We start from the raw sequence: 22,107 nt of genomic DNA on the forward strand, positions 1-22,107 counted from the left end.
GCCTGCCCGCAAGCCGCATGTCCTGCACGTTCCGCGGCCCGGCCTCCGGCCGGGCCGCGGCGCTTCCGGCACCTGTCCCCGCTCAGCGCACCCCATGCATCATCCGCCGCAGCAGCGGCGCGGCGAGGAAGGCCAGGACCGCGCAGCCGACGCCGATCCACAGCATCAGCCAGAACAGGTGCGCGTACCTGGCCGCGGCGTCGGCGACGTTCAGGGCCTCGCCTTCCGGCACATCGATCGCGGCCAGCTTGCCGAACAGCGCGGCCAGCGCTTCGGAAAAGGCGGTGGCCAGGAACCAGGTGCCCATCATCAGGCTGACCACGCGCGGCACGGCGAGCTGGGTGACCGCCGACAGGCCGACCGGCGACAGGCACATCTCGCCGGCTTCCAGCACCAGGTAGGCCAGCACCAGCCACCACACGCTGGCCATCTGTCCGCTGGCGCCGACCTGCTGCGCGGCCAGCGCCAGCGGCACGAACGACAGGCCGGCCAGCAGCAGGCCCATCGCCGACTTGGCCGGCTTGGACGGCTCGCGGCCACGCCGCTCCAGCCACGCCCACAGCGCGGCGAACAGCGGCGCCAGCAGCACCAGGAACAATGCGCCCAGGTAGGTCAGCGAACCGGCGGTCTGCGGCAGCACCAGGCAGTCGCGGACCAGGAACAGCAGCATCAGCGCGCTCACCGCAACGAACAGCACGCGTGGCGCGGCCGATGCCGGGCGGCGGTCGGACAGCGATGCGGCCAGCACGAAGCCCAGCGGCGCCAGCAGCAGCGAGGCGATCGACCACGGCAACGGGGTGCCGTCGCGGATCACCAGCGACGGCACGATGTCCTTGGTCATCAGCCGGTCGGTGAAGGTGACCCAGGAGCCGTAGGTCTGCTCGTACAGGGTGAAGTACACCAGCGCCATCGCGATCAGCACCATCAGCGCGATCATCTGCTGGCGCTGCACCGGCGCGCACTGGGTGCCGGTGAACCAGGCGAACCACAGCAGCACGGCGCCGAGCACCAGCAGCATCAGCAGCAGCGCCAGCGAGATCTCCCCGCCCAGGCTGAAGGCGCCGTTGGCTGCGGCCCACATCAACCCGGCCACGGGCAGCACGCCGAGCGCCGCGGCCAGGTAGATCGCCCATTCGCGCGGCAGGCCGACCACGCGCTGGCGCAGCAGCGCCGGTTGCGCCGGCTCGGCATGGCCGTGCAGGTATTTCTGGCCCCACAGGAACATGCCCAGTCCGAGCAGCATGCCGATGCCGGCGGCGCCGAAGCCGTAGCGCCAGCCGTAGGCTTCGCCGAGGAAGCCGCACACCAGCGAGGCGAACAGCGCGCCGAGGTTGATGCCGGCGTAGAACAGCGAGAAGCCAGAGTCGCGGCGCGGATCGTCGGGCGCATACAGCTTGCCGACGATGGTGGAGATGTTCGGCTTGAGGAAGCCCACGCCCATGATGATCAGCGCCAGCGACAGATAGGTCGCGCCCAGCGACGCGGTGTCGCGCACCACCTCGCCGCCGACCCGGGTGGCGGCGTGGCCTTCGAAGGCCATGCCGACGTGGCCGAGCACCAGCAGGATGCCGCCGAACACCACCGCCTTGCGCATGCCCAGCCAGCGGTCGGCGAGCAGGCCGCCGATCACCGGCACGCAATACACCAGGCCGCCGTAGGCGCCGAGCAGGTCGAGCCCGGCCTTGTCGCCGAACAGGTGGTACTTGGTCAGGTACAGCAGCAACAGCGCCTTCATGCCGTAGAAGGAGAAGCGCTCCCACATCTCGGTGAAGAAGCAGACGTAGACGCCCTTGGGATGGCCGAGGAAGTCGTCGCGCGCGTCGCGCAGCGGCAGGAGGGAGGCGGACACGACGGGCCTTGGCGGAGTAGGGCAGCGGCGGAGTATAGGCGCGCCGGCGGCGGTTGGCTGGGCTGCAGCCGCAGGGGCGGGCCGGGTGGCGGGAGGTGCGATGCGTGCCGTCAGCCGCTCTTCCTTCTTCCGCGGGAGAAGGTGCCCCGCAGGGGCAGACGAGGGTACGGCAGCCAGTGCAGCGAGTGCTCGCGCTGTGCGCCCGGACCCTCACCCCAACCCCCTCTCTCTCCCCGGTGGGAGGGGGCTGGCCGCCGTGCACGCGATCTCCCAGCCCAATCCCAATCCCCAATCCCCAATCCCCAATCCCAGCCGCCCAACACATGTGCCACAAGCTGGGCGCCGAGACGCTGGACTTGCCTGGCCCCAGACGCTAGCGTGGAAAACGTTTTTGTCGTTTCAGGGGTAACCATGAACAACGCTGCTGCACCGCGTCAGCTCACTTTCCGCGCGGTCGTGCTGGCGATCGTGCTGGCGGTCGTGCTGTCCGCCGCCAACGCCTATCTCGGCCTGTTCGCCGGCCTGACCATCGCCACCGCGATCCCTGCCGCGGTGGTGTCGATGGGCGTGCTGCGCCTGCTCGGCGGCGGCACCATCCTGGAGAACAACATCGTGCAGACCGGCGCCTCGGCCGGTTCGTCGATCGCCGCGGGGGTGATCTTCACCATCCCGGCGCTGGTGATCATGGGCTACTGGCCGGACTTCAAGTACTGGTGGGTGCTCGGCATCGCCGGCATGGGCGGCCTGCTCGGGGTGCTGTTCTCGGTGCCGCTGCGGCGCTCGATGATCGTCGAGGACCCGCTGCCGTTCCCCGAGGGCAAGGCCGCGGCCGAAGTGCTCAAGGCCGGCGAGAACCCCGGGCCGGGGCTGAAGATCCTGGCGCTGTCGGCGCTGATCGGCGGGGTGGTCAAGCTGGGCGCGGCCAGCGGCCTGAAGGTGATCCCCGATACCTGGGCGCAGGCCACCTACCTGGGCAGCAGCAGGCTGGTCGGCTACGTCGGCACCAACCTGTCGCCGGCGCTGCTCGGGGTCGGCTACATCGTCGGGCTCAACGTCGGCATCGTGGTGCTGTCCGGCTCGATCCTGTCCTGGCACATCGCCATTCCGCTGTACCAGCAGTTCTTCATGGGGTCCGATCCGGCGCTGGCGCAGAGCCTGGCCACCGCGCCGGCGGCCGACGCGGCGTTCGCGATCTGGGCGGCCAAGGTGCGATACCTGGGCGTGGGCGCGATGCTGATCGGCGGCGTGTGGACGCTGTTCTCGCTGCGCAAGTCGCTGCTGTCCGGGGTCAAGAGCGGCTTCGCCGCCGCGGGCAAGAGCGCCGCCGGCACGGTCGTCGCCGACACCGACCGCGACCTGCCGATGAAGTGGATGCTGGTGGCGTTGCTGCTGTGCACGCTGCCGCTGCTGGGCCTTTACCAGGCGATCGTCGGCCAGTGGCACGTCAGTATTCCGATGACCCTCATCATGATCGTCGCCGGCTTCCTGTTCGTTTCGGTGTCCGGTTACCTGGCCGGGCTGATCGGTTCGTCGAACAACCCGGTGTCGGGCATCACCATCTCCACCATCCTGTTCGCCTCGGCGGTGCTGGTGCTGCTGCTCGGGCGCGATTCGCCGATCGGCGCGGTCGCCGCGATCATGATCGGCGCAGTGGTGTGCTGCGCTGCAGCGGTGGGCGGCGACAACCTGCAAGATCTGAAAACGGGTTATCTGGTCGGGGCCACGCCGTGGAAGCAGCAATTGATGCTGGCCATCGGTGCGTTCTCCTGCGCGCTGATCATGGCGCCGGTGCTGAACCTGCTGGCCGAGGCGTATGGCATCGGCAGCAAGACCTTGCCGGCGCCGCAGGCGATGCTGATGGCTTCTGTCGCCAAGGGCTTGTTCGGTGGCGATCTGCCCTGGACGATGATCGCCATCGGTACTGGCGTCGGCGCAGTGATCATCGCCTTTGACGAGTGGCTGAAAAAGTCCGGCAAGCGCTTCCGCGTGCCGGTGCTGGCCGCGGCGATCGGCATCTACCTGCCGCTGGAACTGATGGTGCCGATCTTCTTCGGCGGCCTGATCAGCTATCTGGTCGAGCGCTTCCACAAGATCCGCGCCGACGACGAGGACGGCCGCGACCGCGTGCACCGCCCCGGCGTGTTGTTTGCCGCCGGCCTGATCACTGGCGAGGCATTGATGGGTATCGGCATCGCGCTTCCGATCGTTATTACCAACAACAAGGACGTGCTTGCACTCCCTGAGGCCTACCATCTGAACCAGTGGTATGGCCTGGTATTGCTCGCCTTCGTCGGCTGGCTGCTGTACCGCACCGGCAAGAAGGGCGAACCGACGGCGCCGCCGTCCGCGTAAATTGGCCTCCACTCAAACAACGCACGAAGCCCGGCCCATCGCCGGGCTTTGTGTTTGTGTTGCGCAGCGCACTGGCGCTGCGCGTGGCAGTGCGTGCGCAAAAGCCTGTCCGTCGCGCCCCCGCGTGTCGCGATCGATCGCACCACGCGTAGAAGTTGCGGCACTGCAGCGACACTGCTCCGTTGCATCCGATCCTGCATCGCTGCAGCCTTGCAACCGAACCTGCCGCCGTTGACGCTGTTGCGGTCCCCGGTCCCCGGTCCCCGGTCCCCGGTCCCCGGTCCCCGGTCCCCGGTCCCGGCTGTCCCGTCTCCATGACTTCATGCCTTTGCACCCCACCCACCTACACGCCTACCATCGGCGTTTTACCGCGTTCCGGAGACACCCGATGACCTTGCGCTACGCCTTGCTGCCCCTGTGCCTGCTGACCGCGCTGCCTGCGCTGGCGGCGACCCGCGGTTTCGATGTCCGCGACATGGTGGCGCTGGACCGGGTGTCCTCGCCGTTGCTGACGCCCGACGGCGGCACCGTGATCTTCGCCAAGCGGCAAGTGGACAAGGCCAGCGACAAGGCCAGCACCGGGCTGTGGGTGCGCAACCTGCGCACCCGCGATGCGGCGCCGCCGAAGCGGCTGACCCCGGACGGCTGGAACGTCAATTCGCCGGAGCTGTCGGCCGACGGCAGGACCGTGTACTTCCTCAGCGCCAAGTCCGGCCGCCAGCAGCTGTACGCGCTGCCGCTGGCCGGCGGCGCGCCGCGCCAGCTCACCGATTTCGCGCTGGACGTGGACAGCTACCGCATCGCCCCGCAAGGCGACCGCGTCGCCTTCAGTGCCGGCGTGTTCCAGGACTGCGGCTCGGACCTGGGCTGCACGCAGAAGCGCCTGGACGCGACCAAGAACGCCAAGGCCAGCGGCGTGGTGTTCGACCAGTTGTTCGTGCGCCATTGGGACGCGTGGAACGACGGCCGCCGCAACAGCCTGTTCGTCGCGCCGCTGCCCGGCGACGCGAAGGCCAAGCCGGTGGTCGGCGCCTCGGCGATCAGCGTCACCCTGGCCGGCGACATTCCGTCCAAGCCGTTCGGCGGCAGCGAGGACTACACCTGGGCGCCGGACGGGCAGTCGCTGGTGGCCAGCGTGCGCGTGGCCGGGCGCGAGGAGCCATGGTCGACCAACTTCGACCTGTACCGGCTGGACGCGGCGGGCAAGGCGGCACCGGTCAACCTGACCGCGGCCAACCCGGCCTGGGACGCCGGCCCGGTGTTCTCGCCCGACGGCAAGACCCTGTACTACCGCGCGATGAAGCGCCCCGGTTTCGAGGCCGACCGCTTCGGCCTGATGGCGATGGACCTGGCCAGCGGCAAGACCCGCGAGATCGCGCCGAAGTGGGACCGCTCGGCCGACAGCATCCAGGTATCGGCCGACGGCAAGACCCTGTACGTGCCGGCGCAGGAAATGGGCCAGCATCCGCTGTTCGAGATCGATGTCGCCGACGGCGGCGTGTCGCAGATGGTCGGCGGCAACAGCGTGGCCGAGTTCGACATCAAGGGCGGCACCCTGGCGGTGATGACCAATTCACTGCAGACCGGCAACCAGCTGTTCACCGCGCCGATCATGCAGGAGGCCGGCGCCACCGAGATGCGCGCGATCACCCCCAGCGCCGGCGAGATGCTGCCCGACGTGAAGTTCGGCGAGGCCGAGCAGTTCTCGTTCAAGGGCTGGAACGACGAGACCGTGCACGGCTACGTGGTCAAGCCGTGGAACTACCAGGAAGGCAAGACCTATCCGGTGGCGTTCCTGATCCACGGCGGCCCGCAGGGCAGCTTCGGCAACGGCTGGAGCTATCGCTGGAATCCGCAGACCTACGCGGGGCAGGGCTATGCGGTGGTGATGATCGATTTCCACGGCTCCACCGGCTACGGCCAGGCGTTCACCGATGCGATCAGCCAGCACTGGGGCGACCGCCCGCTGGAAGACCTGCAGAAGGGCTGGGCCGCGGCGCAGAAGCAGTACAAGTTCCTCGACGGCGGCAAGGCCTGCGCGCTCGGCGCCAGCTACGGCGGCTTCATGGTCAACTGGATCGCCGGCAACTGGAACGCGCCGTTCAAGTGCCTGGTCAACCACGACGGTGTGTTCGACCAGCGCATGATGGGCTACGCCACCGAGGAGCTGTGGTTCACCGAGTGGGAGCAGGGCGGCACGCCGTACCAGAAGGCCGCGAACTACGAGAAGTTCAACCCGGTCAACCACGTGGCCGACTGGAAGAAGCCGATGCTGATCATCCACGGCCAGCTCGACTTCCGCATCCCGGTGGAGCAGGGCCTGGCCGCATTCGGCGCCGCGCAGCGCCAGGGCATCGAATCGAAGTTCCTGTACTTCCCGGACGAGAACCACTGGGTGCTGAAGCCGGACAACAGCATCCTGTGGCACGACACGGTCAATGCCTGGTTGAAGCAGCATATCGGGCAGTGAGGGAGCAGGGATTCGGGATCGGGGATCGGGGCTGCGCAAGCGGTGGCTGAGCCTGCGTCCCTCTGTTGCCTAACGGGCGCGGCGGGCGAGCCCGCGCGCGCTGCCCGCCGTTCCGAGTCCCCGTTCTCCATTCCCTAGTCCCGGCTGCCGAGATCCCGATGCCCAACGATGCCCTGATCCACAACGACATCGTCATCTTCGGCCTGATCGCCGCCACGCTGGGGGCGGTGTTCTGGACCGCGGCGCGGCCCAGCGGGTTCTGGAAGCGCTTCTACGCCGTGGTGCCGGCGCTGTTGCTGTGCTACCTGATTCCCGGCATCTACAACACCGTGGGGCTGATCGACGGGCAGCACAACCGCCTGTACGACCCGGTCGCGCGCGACGTGCTGCTGCCGGCGGCGCTGGTGCTGCTCACCCTCACCGTCGACCTGAAGGGCATCCTGCGGCTGGGACCCAAGCTGGTGGCGATGTACCTGGGCGCGTCCTTCAGCATCATGCTCGGCGCGGTGGTCGCGTTCCAGCTGATGAAGTGGCTGCATCCGGCCACGGTGGCCGGCGACACCTGGGCCGGCATGGCCGCGCTGGCCGGCAGCTGGATCGGCGGCGGCGCCAACATGCTGGCGATGCGCGAGGTGTTCGCGGTCGACGCCACCACCTTCGGCCAGTTCGCGGTGGTCGATGTCGGGGTCGGTTACGTGTGGATGGCGCTGCTGATCTTCCTCGCCCCGCGCGCGGCGGCGATCGATGCGCGCAGCGGCGCCGACACCCGCGGCATCGACGATCTGAAACGGCGCATCGCGCAGTTCCAGGCGCAGCACGAGCGCGTGGCCAGCCTGACCGACCTGATGCTGATCGTCGGCGTCGCCTTCGGCGCGGTCGGCCTGGCGCATGCGATCGCGGGACCGACGGCGGCGTGGTTCGCGGCCAATGTGAGCTGGGCCAGGCAGTTCAGCCTCGGCTCGCCGTTCGTGTGGGTGGTGGTGCTGTCCACCAGCTTCGGCCTGCTGCTCAGCTTCACCCGCGCGCGCACCCTGGAAGGCGCCGGCGCCTCGCGCATCGGCTCGCTGCTGCTGTATTTCCTGATCGCCTGCATCGGCATGCAGATGGATCTGCTGGCGCTGTTCGATCGGCCATGGATCTTCCTGCTCGGGCTGATCTGGCTGTGCGTGCATATCCTGTTGCTGCTGGCGCTGGGCAAAGTGCTGCGGGTGCCGTTCTTCTATTTCGTGATCGGCTCGCAGAGCAACGTCGGCGGCCCGGCCTCGGCGCCGGTGGTGGCGGCCGCGTTCCACCCGGCGCTGGCGCCGGTCGGCGTGCTGCTGGGCACGATGGGCTATGCCACCGGCACCTACCTGGCGTACCTGGTCGGGATCACCCTGCGCGCGATGGCGGGCGCGGGGTAGCGCGCCCTCATAAACCTGTAGGAGCGGCTTCAGCCGCGACGGGCCTTACCAATACGTTCTGTCGCGGCTGAAGCCGCTCCTGCAGGGCGATGTGCAGCTATCTACTGTTGCAACGCCACGCGGCGCTGCGGCTCTTCCTGCGGCGGCGGATTCGCCTGCAGGTTCTGCTGCTGCAACTGGCCGACGTTGGCCTGCGCCGGCTCGCTGGCCGCCGCCGCGGTCTGCACCTGGCTGCGCAGGTGCGCCGGGTCGTCGGCGCGGCCCTGCACCGCGAACAGGCGCTCGCCGTCGCGGCTCGGCACCAACTGGTCGATCTGCTTCAGGCCATCCTGGCCGGCGTGCGCGGCGACGCTGGCCGCGGTGTTGAGGAACTGCGCGTCGTCGCGCAGGCCGAGCCGCTCGCGCTGCCCGTCCAGTTGCACCACCGCGTCGTTGAACAGGCGGCTGCCGGTCGGCATCGCGCGGTCCTGGGACTGCGCCGGCGATTGCAGCGCCTGCGCCTTGATCACCGAATCGATGCCGTGCAGATCCAGGCGATGCAGGAACATCTTGCCCGGCACCAGGCGCTGGCCGAACGACAGCGGATCCGGGTCCGGCAGCTGGATCTGGTGGCCGGCGGCGTCGGGCATCGCCCACTTCAGCGGGATGCTGTCCTCCTGCAGGTGGGTCAGCAGTTCGTTCTTGACGTGGTAGCCGCGGATCAGGCCTTCGGCGGCGTAGGCCTTGGCCGCGGACGCGTCCAGGCCCTCGCGCTCCAGGGTGCGGTCGTTGACCCCGGCGGCGTTGAAGGTGACCGCGGGCACGTCGTTGACCATCGCCGAGGCCGCGGCCAGGCCGCCGCCGAGCGAATGCCCGGAGATCATCAGGTCCTGGCCGAACGCCTGCCTGGCCTGGCTGCCGAGCTGGATCGCCGCGGCGTACTGCGCGTCGGCAAAGCCCAGGCCCTGGCCGATGTTGTGTTTCCAGTCCTTGCCTTCGTCGGTGCCGCAGAAGCCCAGCACCACGTTGCCCTGGCCGTTGCGGTAGAACGCGGCGTCGAAGCCGCTCTTGGCGTCGTGCAGCATGCCCGGGTCGATGCCGGCGCGCTGCACGGCGGCGTCGTCCAGGCGGGTCCAGCCGTCGGGCAGCGGTGCGAAGGTTTCCGCGTCGCCGGCACGGCGCTGGCCGGCGGTGACGTACAGGTCCTGCAGCAGGGTGGGCAGTTGCCGGTCCACCGCCTGCGGTTGCTGGCCGCGGACGGCATCGGCGAAGGGGGCGGACGCGGCGTTGTCGGGGAGATCGTTCTGGCTCATGCGCGGCTCCTTGCGTGTCGTGCGACAGCCCGCTTCAGCGGGTCGCTTCCAGGGGGATGTCGTGGGCGCTCAGCCAGTCGCGCACGGCGGCGCGGGTCTGCTGCGCGGTGCGGTTGAGCAGGCGCTCGGGCGTGGTGAAGAAATACGCCTGGAAGGTCTTCTGCTGCGCGTTGCGCAGGCCCGGATCGACCCCGGCCTGCAGCAGCTTTAGCACCCACGGGTTGCCGGCGCTGCTCTGCGCGGCCAGGTGCAGCAGCGAGTTGCCGCTGGCGTCGACCCGGCGCGGATCGGCGCCGGCCTGCAGCAGCAACTGGATCTGTTCGTCGCGCTTGCTCTGCACGGCGCGGAACAGCGGCGTCCAGTGGCCGCGCGCGCTGACCGGATCCACCGGCGCGCCGTGCTGCAGCAGGATCTTCAGGTACTGCGGGTCCTTGGCCATCGCCGCCATGTGCACGACGGTTTCCTGGTCCATGCCCGGTTCGGACGGGTCGGCGCCCGCATCCAGCAGCGCGCCGAGCGCGAGCGGCTGTTCGTTCCAGATCGCCCATTCGAGCAGGGTGACGTTCTGGTCGCCGTGCGCGGACAGATCCACGCCGGGCGCGAGTTTTGCGATGCGTGCGGCATCGCCGCGCGCGACGGCGGCGGCGATGTCGGCGAGGCGGGGATCGCGGAACGCGACCGAGTGATCCTGCAGCGTGGCTGACATGGCAGATTGCTCCTTGGCGCCGGGCGAGGCGGCGCATGAGACCGAGAAGGACATCGAGGTCGCAAGAGCGATCAGGGCGGGGAACTGCTTGCGCATGGAAGGCTCCTTATCCTGTTCGCGTTCCTGTTCCGGCGGGACGCAATCCTCGCGTCCCGGCCCGATGCTAGCAGCTGCCTTGCAGCGATTCGGTAAGGTTTTGTTACAGCGGCTGCGCGACGGAAATCGCGATTTTGTGCGGCGAAGCGCCGATCGACCCCGAACGCTATCGCCGTGCGCATGCGGTCTTTTCGGCCCGGCATCGGTCTCTCAGGCCCGGTACGCATGCCTGTACGCCATGCGTTCCTGCCCGGCGGGCGCCGCCACCGGTCATCCGAGCACGGTGGCGTACATGCGCAGCCCGGCATAATGCGGGTTTGCACGAGGACCCTGGCGATGACCGCAACCCCCTTCGATCTGCTGATCAGCGACTGCGACGGCGTGCTCGTCGACAGCGAGGTGCTGGCCGACCGGGTCATGCTCGACGCCCTCGGCGCCTTCGTGCCGCGCGCCGAACTGGAGGCCTTTCTCGCCGGCAGTTTCGGCCAGACCGCGCACGAGATCGTGGAGCGGGTGCAGCGCCATTTCGCGGTGACCTTGCCGCCGGGCCTGTTCGACGAGATCCGGCAGCGTTCCGAAGCGTTGATCGCCGCCGAGGTGCAGCCGATCGACGGCGTGCGCGAGGCGCTGCTGGCGCTCCCGCTGCCGCTGGCGGTCGCCTCCAACAGCCTGCGCCACAGCGTGGTCGCCTCGGTGGCGCGCGCCGGGCTCGCCGAGCGGGTCGGCGGCAACATCTTCAGCGCCGACATGGTGGCGCGGCCGAAGCCGGCGCCGGACGTGTACCTGCTGGCCGCGCGCACCCTGGGCGCGGCGCCGCAACGGTGCCTGGTGATCGAGGACAGCGCCACCGGCGCCAGCGCCGCCCTGGCCGCGGGCATGACCGTGATCGGCTTCACCGGCGCCGCACACATCCCGCCTGGCCACGCCGCCACCCTGCGCCAGCTCGGCGTGGCCGCGGTGATGGAACGGATGCAGCAGTTGCCGCAGGTCTATGCCGACCTGGTGCGTGCCGCTGCGGCGTGAGGCTTGATGCCTTGCGCTTCAACAAGGCGCCCGTTGGGCTGCGTGTGTCGCGACTGAAGTCGCTCCTACAGGCCGCAACGCCTGCTACTAGCTGCGCGGGAGATGCGGCACGTGGCGGCACCGGATGCAATGCGAGCGCAGCGAACCATGCTCTGCGACGGCGCGCGTTGGGCTGCGTGCGTCGCGACTGAAGTCGCTCCTACAGGCCGCATGGCCTGCTACCAATTGCGTTGGAGATGCAGCGCGTAGCGGCACCGGATGCAATGTCATGGCAGCGAACCGCGCTCCACGCCAGCGCCTCCGAAGCCGCGGCGAGATCGCGCCATGCGCGATCCCGCCGTCGCCAATCCCCAATCCCCACTCTCCAATCCCGGCCCTTCAGCAGCAGCGAAACCCGCTCTTGCCGCCATAGCGCGCTTCCTGGCGCTCGCGGAAGAAGGTCTTGTAGTCCATCGGCTGTCGGTCGGGATGCTTCTCCAGCACGTGGCGCACGTAGTTGTCGTAGTCGGGGATGCCGCAGCACAGCCGCGCGGTCTGCACCAGGCGCCGCCACAGCCGGCGGTGCGCCTGGTACTGGCCGACCGGGACCAGGTCGTTGCTCATCACAGGTCCGCCATCTGGTGCGGCTGCAGCGCCACGTACGGCGTTTCCTTGTCGCTGCGCTGCGGGTTGCGGCGCGCGGCCACGATGGTCTTCACCGAGTAGATCAGGATCGAGAACACCACGAACAGGAACAGCGCGGTCAGCCCGGTGTTGACGTAGGCGTTGGTCACGATCTGCTGCATCTGCGCCACCGACTTGGCCGGCGCGGTGACGGTGCCGCTGGCGATTGCGTCCTGGAACTTGTGCGCCTGCGCCAAGAAGCCCTGCGCCGGGTTGGGATCGAAGATCTTGATCAGCCCGGCGTAGGTGGTGCAGATCAGCAGCCACAGCGCCGGCACGATGGTGACCCAGGCGTAGCGGTCGCGCTTGAGCTTGAACAGCACCACCGTGCCCAGCATCAGCGCGATGCCGGCGAGCATCTGGTTGGAGATGCCGAACAGCGGCCACAGCGTGCGGATGCCGCCGTACGGGTCCTTCACGCCGGTGTAGAGCAGGTAGCCCCACAGCGCCACGCAGCCGGCGGTGCCGATGATGTTGGCGCTCCACGACTCGGTCCGCTTCAGCGCCGGCACGAAGTTGCCGAGCAGGTCCTGCAGCATGAAGCGCCCGGCGCGGGTGCCGGCGTCGACCGCGGTGAGGATGAACAGCGCTTCGAACAGGATCGCGAAGTGGTACCAGAACGCCATCATGTCCTCGCCCGGCAGCAACTGGTGCAGGATCTGCGCGATGCCCACCGCCAGGGTCGGGGCGCCGCCGGCGCGGGCCAGGATGGTGGTCTCGCCGATGTCGCGGGCGGTGGCCTCGAGCACCTCGGGGGTGATGGCGAAGCCCCATTCGCTGACCTTGGCCGCGACCGCGACGACGTCGCTGCCGACCATCGACGCGGGCGCGTTCATCGCGAAGTACACGCCCGGCTCGATGATCGAGGCGGCGACCAGCGCCATCACCGCGACGAAGGATTCCATCAGCATGCCGCCGTAGCCGATGTAGCGCATGTGGCCTTCGTTGGCCAGCAGCTTGGGCGTGGTGCCGGAGGAGATCAGCGCGTGGAAGCCGGACACCGCGCCGCAGGCGATGGTGATGAACAGGAACGGGAAGATGCCGCCGGTCCACACCGGACCCATGCCGTTGTGCGCGTACTGGGTCAGCGCCGGCATCTTCAGGTCGGGCATGACCACCAGGATGCCGATGGCCAGGGCGATGATGGTGCCGATCTTGAGGAAGGTGGACAGGTAGTCGCGCGGCGCCAGCAGCAGCCACACCGGCAGCACTGAGGCGACGAAGCCGTAGCCGATCAGCATCCAGGTGATCTGCACGTCGGTGAAGGTGAAGGCCGGGCCCCAGGTCGGGTCGGCGGCGACCTTGCCGCCGAACCAGATCGCGGCCAGCAGCAGGATCAGCCCGACCACCGAGATCTCGCCGATCTTGCCGGGGCGGACGTAGCGCATGTACACGCCCATCAGGATCGCGATCGGCATCGTCGCGATCACCGTGAACATGCCCCACGGGCTTTCCGCCAGCGCCTTGACCACCACCATCGCCAGCACCGCCAGGATGATGATCATGATCAGGAACGCGCCGAACAGGGCGATGGTGCCGGGGATCTGGCCCATCTCCTCGCGCACCAGGTCGCCGAGCGAGCGGCCGTTGCGGCGGCTGGACAGGAACAGCACCACGAAGTCCTGCACCGCGCCGGCGAACACCACGCCGACCACCAGCCACAGCAGCCCGGGCAGGTAGCCCATCTGCGCGGCCAGCACCGGCCCGACCAGCGGCCCGGCGCCGGCGATGGCGGCGAAGTGGTGGCCGAACAGCACGTGCTTGTTGGTCGGCACGTAGTCCAGGCCGTCGTTGTTGAGCACCGCCGGGGTGGCGCGGGTCGGGTCCAGCTGCATCACCTTGGTGGCGATGAACAGGCTGTAGAAGCGGTAGGCGATCAGGTAGATCGAGACCGCGGCGACCACGATCCACAGCGCGTTGATGTGCTCGCCGCGGCGCAGGGCGACGGTGCCCAGGCAGAACGCCGCCAGCACCGCGAGCGCGGCCCAGGCCAGTTTGGAAAACCCTTTCATGCGGATCGCTCCCCTACGAGATTCCGGCAAGGGTCGCCCCGATGGCCTGGGGGGTCAATCCCGGGACACGCCCCGGCCCTAGTACTTTGGTCGTAGGCCGCGGCCGTGGGCGATGGCGCTGGGCCTGGCGTGCGCTGCCACCGGCGCAGGTCCGGCGGTGGTGATGGCGCGGGCTGCGGCACGCCGAGGTGGCCCGCGATCGGCATCGGGCGCGGGGCATCGGCTGGAAGAACGCGGCGCGGGATCGCCGGGCCTGGCTGCAGTCGGGACTGAAGTCCCTCCCACGAGAGCTTGCAGGCCGCCACCAGCACAGCAGTGCTGGACCGGCATGCGCTGCCATCGGCGCAGGTCCTGGCGATGACGAGGGTGCAAGGTGCGGCACGCCGGGGTGGTCCGTACTCGGCATCGGGCGCGGGGCATCGGCTGGAAGGGCGCGGCGCGGGATCGTCGGGCCTGGCTGCAGTCGGGACTGAAGTCCCTCCCACAAGCTTGCGGGCCGCCACCAGCGCAGCAGTGCTGGACCGGCGTGCGCTGCCACCGACGGCAGGTCGAGGTGGCCCATCGGCATCGATCGCGGGGCATCGGTTGGAAGAGCGCGGCGCGGATCACCGGGCCTGGCTGCAGTCGGGACTGAAATCCCTCCCACAAGAGCTTGCCGGCACCGCGCAGCGCCGGCCCGGCGTGCCGCGGGCCGCACGCCCACGATGGAACGATGGGTTGCGCCGCTCGCGGTTGGCCGCCGCCGCGGGCACGCCCATATTCGGGGCTTCACCAGGAGACTGCCTGCCATGACCGACACCCTCACCACCGCGCCCGCGCGCATCGCGCGCACGATCCGTGGCCGCGCCACCGCCGATGGCGACGGGGTCAGGCTGACCCGCGTCATCGGCGGCGCCGACCTGCCCGAGCTGGACCCGTTCCTGCTGCTGGACGAATTCGGCACCGACCGTGCCGAGGACTACATCGGCGGCTTCCCCAGCCATCCGCACCGCGGCTTCGAGACCGTGACCTACATGCTCGACGGGCGCATGCGGCACCAGGACAACCACGGCAACGAAGGCCTGCTGACGCCTGGCAGCGTGCAGTGGATGACCGCCGGCCGCGGCCTGGTGCATTCGGAGATGCCGGAGCAGGAGTCCGGACGCATGCGCGGCTTCCAGTTGTGGGTGAACCTGCCGGCGCGCGACAAGATGACCGCGCCGCGCTACCAGGAGTTCGCGCCCGAGCGCATCCCGCTGGCGCAGCCGGCGCCGGGGGTGGCGGTGAAGGTGATCGCCGGCCAGGTCGGCGAGGTGCGCGGGCCGATCGCGCAGCCGGCCACCGATCCGTTGTACCTGGACATCGCGCTGGACCCCGGCGCGCGCTGGGACTACCTGCTGCCGGCCGGGCACAACGCGTTCGCCTACGCCTACGAGGGCGCGGCGGCGGTGGGCGAGGGCGAGGCGGCACGCGCGCTGCCGGCGCAGACCCTGGCCGTGCTCGGCGGCGGCGACCTGCTGCAGTTGCAGGCGGGCGACGCGGGCGCGCGGCTGATCCTGGTCGCCGGCCGGCCGCTGCGCGAGCCGGTGGCGCGGCACGGGCCGTTCGTGATGAACACGCGCGAGGAGCTGATGCAGGCGTTCGTGGATTTCCAGGAAGGGCGGTTCTAGCGGTTCGCGTCGTCGATCGACGCGCCATGCAACCTGTAGGAGCGGCTTCAGCCGCGACGGGCGTTGCCGGTCACGCCTGTCGCGGCTGAAGCCGCTCCTACATGGACTTCGCCTGCCTCAGCGGTCCAGCGCCAGGCTGGTCGGCCGCATGTCCAGGCCCTGCACCAGCGACTGCAGCGATTGCAGTTCCTGCACGTCGCCGGCGTCGATCCAGACCTGCGCGTAGTGGTCCTTGCCCAGCTCGACCACGGTGACGCGGCGCGAGGCCAGGCCGGGAGCGTCGACGCCGCCCAGGTCGGGCCGGTACCAGTGCACGCTCTCGCCGGCGATGCTGCCTTTCTCTTCGCGCAGGTTGCGCGCCAGCGGGATGTTCGGGTCGCGCGCGGTCAGCATCATGCCCAGCACCTGGCGGCCGTCGGCGGTCGTCGCCCGGCACACGATGAAGCCCTTGTCGCTGCGCTCGTTCCACTGCAGCTTCGCCTGCGGCGGCAACTGCGGGCAGTTCTGCGCCTGCTGCGCCATGGCGGCGGCCGCGGGCAGGACGGCGGCCAGGACCAAGGGGCCGGTAAGCCAGTTTGCAAGCCTCATTCGCGATGTCCCCATGCGCCGCCGCAGTGCGGCGGTCTCGATCTTCAGCGCACGCCGACGCAGGCCGGCACGGCACCTCACCCTCATTCCGTTGCGGGATCCGTGCAATGCATACCCCTACGCAGTGCGTGTCCCGGTGCGCGGCTGCAATTTCCCCGGCCGCTGTCGGCACCTTAGCCCAGCGAGCGGCACTTGACAATTGGGATGCGGATCGACGTGGGCTGGATCCGCCGGCGCCCAGGGGCGATCGCCTGGGTGCAGGTCGGCGGCCCGTGGCCGCCGCGGCGCCCGCACTGCGTTGAAGCAGGGGACGCCGCCGCGCCAGTGGGCGATCGGCGCCGTCGTCCTTCCAACCCTGTACAAGGAGTGCAGCCAATGCCCAGCATCGACCCGCGCAAGTTCATCCTCGTCGCCAGCTACCAATCGCCCGGCGTCGCCGTCGGCGGCGGCGGTTTCGTCATCGTCGGCGGCAAGGTGATCAAGGTGCCGCCCAAGGGCCTGCGTCAGCTGCAGGCGGTCTACGGCCTGCTCGAGGCCAGCGACGGCGTGGGCAACAAGGCCCTGGCGCAGCAACTGCAGGAACTGGCGCTGGCGCTCGCCGAGGATGCGGTGCCGACGAAGGGCCGCGCCGCGGCCACGGCGGCGAGCTAGCGCGTATCGGTCCGCTCTCCAGGCAGCGGAGAGCGATTCCGGGCGGCCTCGGGTCCATCCGGTGCGGCGGGCGTTGCCGATGGCGCCCGTCGCCGATGGCCCGGGACCGCCTGCAACGCAGTCCCATCGCATCGTCGTCGAACGAAGCCCTTGGGGCGCGGCAGCGCGATCGGCGCGCGCCCGGTCGCGCCGCCAGACCTTACCTGCCCGGTTCGGGCAGCGGAATGAATTCCTGGTCGTCGCCGGGAATCAGCCCGAAGCGGCCTTCGCGCCAGTCCTGCTTGGCCTGCTCGATGCGCTCGGTGGAGCTGGAGACGAAGTTCCACCACAGGTGGCGCGGCCCGTCCAGCGGTTCGCCGCCCATCAGCATCGCCTTCAGCGGGGTCTTGGCGCGCAGCCGGCCGCGCGCGCCGGGTTCGGGCAGCACCAGATAGCGCGCGGGGATGTCCACGCCGTCCAGCTGCGCCTCGCCTTCCAGCACGTACAGCGAGCGCTGCACGTGGCCGTTGTCCAGGTCGATCTCCGCGTCCGCGTCCAGGTCCAGCGCCACGTTCAGCGTGTCGGCGAACACCTTGACCGGCGATTCCTCGCCGTAGGCGCGGCCGGCGATCACCCGCAGCCACACGCCGTCGCGGCGCTGCTGCGGCAGGCTGGCGGCGGCGTGGTGGTAGAACGCCGGCGCGGTCTCCTCGGCCGACTTCGGCAGCGCCACCCAGGTCTGCATGCCGTGCAGCGGATGCGCCTGCGCGCGCTGCGGCGCCGGCGTGCGCTCGGAATGGGCGATGCCGCGCCCGGCGGTCATCCAGTTGACGTCGCCGGCGCGGATCACCTGGTCCGAGCCGAGGGTGTCGCGGTGGCCGATCTCGCCGGACCACAGGAAGGTCACCGTGGCCAGGCCGATGTGCGGATGCGGGCGCACGTCGACGCCGCGGCCGGGTTCGAAGATCGCCGGGCCCATGTGGTCGATGAACACGAACGGGCCGACGCTGCGCGCCTGCAGGCTGGGCACCGCGCGGCGCACTTCGAAGCCGCCGATGTCGTGGACGCGGGGGGCGATCAGGGTGGGCATGGCGGGCACTCGCGGCGAACGGGGAGGCAAGCTTCGCATGCCGGCGCGGCCGCATGCCCGGGTGCGGGCAAGACGCAATGTTCCGCCGCGCGCGGCGGCGGCGAACAGTGCAGGGCGCTACAGCAGTCCCGGTTGCGTCGGGATCGCGACCTCGCCGCGGCGCGAGGCCAGGCGGTCGGCCAGGCGCGTGGGCTCCGGCAGCCGGTAGCCGCGCAGGTAGCGCCGGGTCCAGTCCAGCGCGCTGTCCACCGCGACGCGGTGGCCGGGCGAGACGATCAGCGGATTGCAGCGCGGCTTGCTGCGCAGCGCCCAGCCGACGGTCTCGCCGCGATGCACGATCGGGCTGCGGTCCCCGGCCTGCGGCCCGGGTTCGTCGAAGCGGCCGGCCAGCAGGCTCTTGGCCACGCCGATGCTGGGCAGGCCGGTGACCACGCCGAAGTGTGCGGCGATGCCGAGCCGGCGCGGATGGGCGATGCCCTGGCCGTCGACGAACACCAGGTCCGGGCGCTGCCGCAGCAGGGCCAGCGCGGCCAGCAATGCCGGCAGTTCGCGAAAGCTCAGCAGGCCCGGCACGTAGGGCATCGAGGTCGGCACGCGGGCGATTTCGGCCTGCTGCGGCTGCAAGGTGTCGGCATCGAGCAGCACCGCGGCGGCGCGGGTGACGCGGCCGTCGTCCTCGAAGCCGACGTCGAACCCGGCCAGCCAGCGCGGCGGGTCCGGCACCTCGTCCTGCAGCCGCAGCTGCCTGGCCAGCGTGGCCTGCAGCGCGCGCGCCTGCACGATGCTGCCGTCCCAGTCGCCGAAGACATTGCTGCGCGAAGAAGTGTCCATGCGCCGATGATCGCGCCGCGATCGTGGCCGCGGCGTGGAGGGCTGGGGATGGGGAAACGGGAATTGGGAATCGGCGAAGCCGGTTCCTGATCGATGGCGGGCGATGCGAGATCGCGGTCTCGACACAATTGCGGCGGTCGCCCGCAGCGCTGCCGGGCCGCCGCGTTCCGATACGGCACCGGCGCGCGCGCCTTGTAGGAGCGGCTTCAGCCGCGACAGATCGCCCGGCAGCTGGCGCTGGAGAGCCAGGCCGTTGCAATTCTCCATTCCCGGTTCCCCATTCCCAGCTACCACATGTCGCTACAATCCAGGGCCGCACGACCCTTGCATCCCCCCAACGGAGACCGTCGCAGTGACCCGCAAACTCGTACTGTTGCGCCATGGCCAGAGCCAGTGGAACCTGGATAACCGCTTCACCGGCTGGGTGGACGTGGAGCTCACCGAACAAGGCCGCCAGGAAGCCGCCGCCGCCGGCCGCCTGATGCGCGAGGAGGGGCTGCAGTTCGACGTGGCGCACACCTCGGTGCTCAAGCGCGCCATCCACACCCTGCAGGGCGCGCTGAAGGAACTGGACCAGGACTGGCTGCCGGTGCACAAGAGCTGGCGCCTCAACGAGCGCCACTACGGCGGCCTGCAGGGCCTGGACAAGGCCGAGACCGCGGCCAAGCACGGCGAGGAGCAGGTCAAGATCTGGCGCCGCTCCTACGACATCCCGCCGCCGCCGATGGACGCCGAGGACCCGGGCCATCCGCTGCACGACCGCCGCTACGCCACGCTGGACCGCAACGCGCTGCCGGCCACCGAGTCGCTGGCGACCACGCTCGAGCGCGTGCTGCCGTACTGGCACGACGCGATCGCTCCGCAACTGAAGGCCAGGCAGACCGTGCTGGTCACCGCGCACGGCAATTCGCTGCGCGCGCTGTACAAGTATTTGAACGGGGTGTCGCGCGAGGAAATCCTGGAGCTCAACATCCCCACCGGCATCCCGCTGCTGTTCGAGCTGGACGACACGCTGCAGGTGCAATCCTACCGCTACCTCGGCGATCCCGAAGCGGCGAAGAGGGCGGCCGAGGCGGTGGCCAACCAGGGCAAGGCGAAGTAAGGCCAGCGCGGCACGCGCCGCATCAAGGAGGATGGGATGTTCGCGTTCAGTATCTGGCACTTGGTGGTTCTGTTCGTCGTGCTGGGCCTGCCGGTGCTGATCGGCGTGCTGGTGTGGCTGGTCATCCGCAGCAACGGGCGCGCGGAGGCGGCCCGGCGCGCCGCTGCGCCGCCACCGCCGCTGCCGCCTGCGGCGCCGGTGGAAACGCGGCTGCGCGCGCTGGAGGACCTGCGCGCGCAAGGCCTGATCGAGCAGGCGGAATACGCGCGCCGGCGCGAGCAGATCCTGGCCGGGCTGTGAGCGCGCAGCGCCGCGGCGGCAGGCCTCAGCCGCCGCCGCGCGCGTCCACCCATACCCGCATCTCGCCTTCGCCGCGGTTGGCCCAGGCGAAGTAGGGCACGAAGGTCAGGGTCTGCGCCTGCCGCGACGGCGGCGGCGCGTCGTAGCGGTACAGCGGCGCGGCGTCGGCCTGCGCCTCGTCGTCGCCGTGCAGGCGTTCGCCCTCGGCCTGCAGCAGCACCTGGCCGGCCAGCGTGCCGCCGCCGGGTGCGGTGCGGATCGGCGCATCCTCCGGCAGGCGCAGCTGGTGCAACTGCGCGCCGTTGTCGGCCTGCTCCAGGCAGTACACCAGCGGCCCGCGCTGCAGCGCGACCTTGCCGGCCAGATGGCGCACGCGCGGATGCCCGCTGACCCGCATCACCGGCATCGGCAGCTGCAACTGCAGCGTGTCGCCGTGCTGCCAGCGCCGGCGCAGCACGCAGTAGCCGTGCTGCAGGTGCTCCTCGATCGCGATCGGCGCGCCGTTGAGCCGCAGCTGCGGCGCGCGGCACCAGTCCGGCAGGCGCAGCGCCAGCGCGGCCTCGACCGGCGTGTCGCACTCCACGCGAAGTTCGACCCGCTCCTGCCACGGATATTCGCCGCGCTGGCGCAGCGTCAGCGTGCGCCCGTCCACGTCGAAGGCCGCGTCGCTGCCGACGTACAGGTTCACGTAGAGCGTGTCGTCGCGGCGGGTGTAGAGGTAGTGGCCGAGCGAGGTCAGCACGCGGGCGATGTTGGGCGGGCAGCAGGCGCAGCCGAACCAGCGCTGGCGCACCGGCTTGACGTGGTCGAAGCCGTGGTTGCCGTGCACCGTGGGCGGATGCACTTCCAGCGGATTGACGTAGAAGAAGTGGCGCCCGTCCAGCGCCATGCCGGCCAGCACGGTGTTGTACAGCGCGCGCTCCATCACGTCGGCGTAGCGGCTGTCCGGCGCCAGCTGCAGCATGCGGTTGGCGAACATCATCAGCCCGATCGAGGCGCAGCTCTCGTTGTAGGCGGTGTCGTTGGGCAGGTCGTAGTCGACGCTGAACGCCTCGCCGTAGCTCTGCGCGCCGATCGCGCCGGTGAGGTACAGCTGCCGCTGCGTGGTGTTCTCCCACAGCCGCTCGCAGGTCGCGCGCAGCTGCGCATCGCCGCTGTGCCGCGCCAGGTGCGCCACGCCGGCGTACAGGTAGACGAAGCGCACCGCGTGGCCGACCGCGGTGGTCTGCAGCGCGACCGGCACGTGCGCCTGGCTGTAGGCCTTGTCGTGAATCATCCAGGCCGGCCCGTGGCCGCCCCAGAAATAGCTGCGCCCGCGCTTTTCGTATTCCTCGTCGTAGTAGTGCGGGGTGGTGCCGCGCTGCTCGACGAAGTAGCGGGTCAGCGCCAGGTAGCGCGGTTCGCCGGTGGCCTCGTACAGGCGCATCAGCGCCAGCTCGATCTCTGGATGCCCGGGGTAGCCGTGCAGTTGCTCCGGGCCGGGGCCGAAGGTGGCGTCGATGTGGTCGGCGAGCCGGCACACGATGTCCAGCAGCGCGCGCTTGCCGGTGGCCTGATAGTAGGCCACGCCGGCCTCGATCATGTGCCCGGCGCAGTACAGCTCGTGGCATTCGGCCAGGTTGGTCCAGCGCTGCTCCGGCGCCTTCACCGTGAAATAGGTGTTGAGGTAGCCGTCGGCCTGCTGCGCGGCGCCGATCAGCTCGATGGTGGCGTCGGCATCGCGCTCCAGCGCCGGATCGGGATGCTGCGCGAGCAGGTAGGCCACCGCTTCCAGCCACTTGGCCACGTCGCTGTCCTGGAACACCATGCCGTAGAACGCGCCGTCGCTGCGGCCGGCGGCGATGCGGAAGTTCTCGATCGCATGGCTGGGTTCGGCATCGGCGACCCTGTCGTTGAGCGCGTCCCACTGGTAGGGCAGCACCACCTCCTGCACCAGGCGCTGGTAGCGCTCCCAGAACGGATCGGCGATGCGCAGGCGGTCGAGCGGGAGTTCGGGCGGCGGGGCGGGCGAATGCGGCATGGAGGCGGCGATCCTGGGGAGGGGGAGAGGG

Annotated in this window: 17 protein-coding genes; 8 read left to right on the forward strand and 9 right to left on the reverse strand. The window is 70.0% G+C overall.

Going from position 1 to position 22,107, the window contains the following annotated elements:
- Positions 1–82: 82 nt before the first annotated feature.
- Positions 83–1,849 carry a peptide MFS transporter gene (locus tag OCJ37_RS06760; protein WP_263112905.1) on the reverse strand — a complete coding sequence of 589 codons (1,767 nt, stop codon included), beginning with the start codon at positions 1,847–1,849 and terminating at the stop codon, positions 83–85.
- A 411-nt stretch (positions 1,850–2,260) separates the two neighbouring features.
- Here OCJ37_RS06760 and OCJ37_RS06765 point away from each other — a divergent pair, with 411 nt between their 5' ends.
- The 3 genes from OCJ37_RS06765 (at position 2,261) to OCJ37_RS06775 (ending at position 8,074) form a co-directional block, all read left to right on the forward strand.
- Complete coding sequence (locus tag OCJ37_RS06765; protein WP_263112906.1) at positions 2,261–4,201, forward strand: OPT family oligopeptide transporter; 1,941 nt, start codon at positions 2,261–2,263, stop codon at positions 4,199–4,201.
- Positions 4,202–4,589: 388 nt separating this feature from the next.
- On the forward strand, positions 4,590–6,671 hold the full coding sequence (locus OCJ37_RS06770) for an alpha/beta hydrolase family protein (RefSeq protein ID WP_263112907.1): 2,082 nt from the start codon (positions 4,590–4,592) through the stop codon (positions 6,669–6,671).
- A gap of 158 nt (positions 6,672–6,829) precedes the next feature.
- Entirely contained in the window at positions 6,830–8,074 is a 1,245-nt protein-coding gene (locus tag OCJ37_RS06775; RefSeq protein WP_263112908.1) for a DUF819 family protein, read from the forward strand.
- Between the two features lie 101 nt (positions 8,075–8,175).
- Here OCJ37_RS06775 and OCJ37_RS06780 read toward each other — a convergent pair whose 3' ends face one another.
- Entirely contained in the window at positions 8,176–9,366 is a 1,191-nt protein-coding gene (locus tag OCJ37_RS06780) for a Tle-like phospholipase domain-containing protein (RefSeq protein WP_263112909.1), read from the reverse strand.
- A gap of 34 nt (positions 9,367–9,400) precedes the next feature.
- On the reverse strand, positions 9,401–10,168 hold the full coding sequence (locus tag OCJ37_RS06785) for an ankyrin repeat domain-containing protein (RefSeq protein ID WP_263112910.1): 768 nt from the start codon (positions 10,166–10,168) through the stop codon (positions 9,401–9,403).
- 336 nt (positions 10,169–10,504) lie between these two features.
- Here OCJ37_RS06785 and OCJ37_RS06790 point away from each other — a divergent pair, with 336 nt between their 5' ends.
- Complete coding sequence (locus tag OCJ37_RS06790) at positions 10,505–11,191, forward strand: HAD-IA family hydrolase (RefSeq protein ID WP_263112911.1); 687 nt, start codon at positions 10,505–10,507, stop codon at positions 11,189–11,191.
- A gap of 378 nt (positions 11,192–11,569) precedes the next feature.
- On the opposite strand, the gene OCJ37_RS06795 is transcribed toward OCJ37_RS06790, so the two are convergent.
- Positions 11,570–11,794: a YbdD/YjiX family protein gene (locus OCJ37_RS06795; RefSeq protein ID WP_064539465.1), complete on the reverse strand. Its 225-nt coding sequence runs from the start codon at positions 11,792–11,794 to the stop codon at positions 11,570–11,572.
- Entirely contained in the window at positions 11,794–13,866 is a 2,073-nt protein-coding gene (locus OCJ37_RS06800) for a carbon starvation CstA family protein (protein ID WP_263112912.1), read from the reverse strand. The genes OCJ37_RS06795 and OCJ37_RS06800 overlap by 1 nt, the downstream gene beginning before the upstream one ends.
- A gap of 788 nt (positions 13,867–14,654) precedes the next feature.
- Here OCJ37_RS06800 and OCJ37_RS06805 point away from each other — a divergent pair.
- Complete coding sequence (locus OCJ37_RS06805) at positions 14,655–15,515, forward strand: pirin family protein (protein ID WP_263112913.1); 861 nt, start codon at positions 14,655–14,657, stop codon at positions 15,513–15,515.
- Positions 15,516–15,632: 117 nt separating this feature from the next.
- Here the strand turns inward: OCJ37_RS06805 and OCJ37_RS06810 are convergent, their stop codons facing one another.
- Positions 15,633–16,103, reverse strand: coding sequence for a hypothetical protein (locus tag OCJ37_RS06810; RefSeq protein WP_263112914.1), 471 nt, complete (start codon positions 16,101–16,103; stop codon positions 15,633–15,635).
- A 375-nt stretch (positions 16,104–16,478) separates the two neighbouring features.
- On the opposite strand from OCJ37_RS06810, the gene OCJ37_RS06815 reads away from it, so the two are divergent.
- Positions 16,479–16,754 carry a hypothetical protein gene (locus OCJ37_RS06815; RefSeq protein ID WP_263112915.1) on the forward strand — a complete coding sequence of 92 codons (276 nt, stop codon included), beginning with the start codon at positions 16,479–16,481 and terminating at the stop codon, positions 16,752–16,754.
- 199 nt (positions 16,755–16,953) lie between these two features.
- Here OCJ37_RS06815 and OCJ37_RS06820 read toward each other — a convergent pair whose 3' ends face one another.
- Positions 16,954–17,823 carry a pirin family protein gene (locus OCJ37_RS06820; RefSeq protein WP_263112916.1) on the reverse strand — a complete coding sequence of 290 codons (870 nt, stop codon included), beginning with the start codon at positions 17,821–17,823 and terminating at the stop codon, positions 16,954–16,956.
- 117 nt (positions 17,824–17,940) lie between these two features.
- Complete coding sequence (gene nfi, locus OCJ37_RS06825) at positions 17,941–18,654, reverse strand: deoxyribonuclease V (RefSeq protein ID WP_263112917.1); 714 nt, start codon at positions 18,652–18,654, stop codon at positions 17,941–17,943.
- Between the two features lie 352 nt (positions 18,655–19,006).
- Between nfi and gpmA the strand changes: the two genes are divergently transcribed.
- Together gpmA and OCJ37_RS06835 are read left to right on the forward strand one after the other, a co-directional pair.
- On the forward strand, positions 19,007–19,756 hold the full coding sequence (gpmA, locus tag OCJ37_RS06830; protein WP_263112918.1) for a 2,3-diphosphoglycerate-dependent phosphoglycerate mutase: 750 nt from the start codon (positions 19,007–19,009) through the stop codon (positions 19,754–19,756).
- Between the two features lie 36 nt (positions 19,757–19,792).
- The gene (locus tag OCJ37_RS06835) at positions 19,793–20,056 is read left to right on the forward strand and encodes an SHOCT domain-containing protein (protein WP_263112919.1); all 264 of its coding nucleotides are present in this window, start codon (positions 19,793–19,795) and stop codon (positions 20,054–20,056) included.
- A gap of 25 nt (positions 20,057–20,081) precedes the next feature.
- Here the strand turns inward: OCJ37_RS06835 and OCJ37_RS06840 are convergent, their stop codons facing one another.
- The gene (locus OCJ37_RS06840) at positions 20,082–22,076 is read right to left on the reverse strand and encodes a glycoside hydrolase family 127 protein (protein WP_263112920.1); all 1,995 of its coding nucleotides are present in this window, start codon (positions 22,074–22,076) and stop codon (positions 20,082–20,084) included.
- Between the last annotated feature and the right edge of the window lie 31 nt (positions 22,077–22,107).

Origin of the sequence: Xanthomonas sp. AM6, assembly GCF_025665335.1 — a bacterium.
Taxonomy (GTDB): domain Bacteria; phylum Pseudomonadota; class Gammaproteobacteria; order Xanthomonadales; family Xanthomonadaceae; genus Xanthomonas_A.

Coding starts and splice junctions, on each gene's coding strand:
- OCJ37_RS06765 (WP_263112906.1), top strand. CDS start 2,261: ATGAACAACGCTGCTGCACCGCGTCAGCTCACTTTCCGCGCGGTCGTG.
- OCJ37_RS06770 (WP_263112907.1), top strand. CDS start 4,590: ATGACCTTGCGCTACGCCTTGCTGCCCCTGTGCCTGCTGACCGCGCTG.
- OCJ37_RS06775 (WP_263112908.1), top strand. CDS start 6,830: ATGCCCAACGATGCCCTGATCCACAACGACATCGTCATCTTCGGCCTG.
- OCJ37_RS06780 (WP_263112909.1), bottom strand. CDS start 9,366: ATGAGCCAGAACGATCTCCCCGACAACGCCGCGTCCGCCCCCTTCGCC.
- OCJ37_RS06785 (WP_263112910.1), bottom strand. CDS start 10,168: ATGCGCAAGCAGTTCCCCGCCCTGATCGCTCTTGCGACCTCGATGTCC.
- OCJ37_RS06790 (WP_263112911.1), top strand. CDS start 10,505: ATGACCGCAACCCCCTTCGATCTGCTGATCAGCGACTGCGACGGCGTG.
- OCJ37_RS06795 (WP_064539465.1), bottom strand. CDS start 11,794: ATGAGCAACGACCTGGTCCCGGTCGGCCAGTACCAGGCGCACCGCCGG.
- OCJ37_RS06800 (WP_263112912.1), bottom strand. CDS start 13,866: ATGAAAGGGTTTTCCAAACTGGCCTGGGCCGCGCTCGCGGTGCTGGCG.
- OCJ37_RS06805 (WP_263112913.1), top strand. CDS start 14,655: ATGACCGACACCCTCACCACCGCGCCCGCGCGCATCGCGCGCACGATC.
- OCJ37_RS06810 (WP_263112914.1), bottom strand. CDS start 16,103: ATGAGGCTTGCAAACTGGCTTACCGGCCCCTTGGTCCTGGCCGCCGTC.
- OCJ37_RS06815 (WP_263112915.1), top strand. CDS start 16,479: ATGCCCAGCATCGACCCGCGCAAGTTCATCCTCGTCGCCAGCTACCAA.
- OCJ37_RS06820 (WP_263112916.1), bottom strand. CDS start 17,823: ATGCCCACCCTGATCGCCCCCCGCGTCCACGACATCGGCGGCTTCGAA.
- nfi (WP_263112917.1), bottom strand. CDS start 18,654: ATGGACACTTCTTCGCGCAGCAATGTCTTCGGCGACTGGGACGGCAGC.
- OCJ37_RS06835 (WP_263112919.1), top strand. CDS start 19,793: ATGTTCGCGTTCAGTATCTGGCACTTGGTGGTTCTGTTCGTCGTGCTG.
- OCJ37_RS06840 (WP_263112920.1), bottom strand. CDS start 22,076: ATGCCGCATTCGCCCGCCCCGCCGCCCGAACTCCCGCTCGACCGCCTG.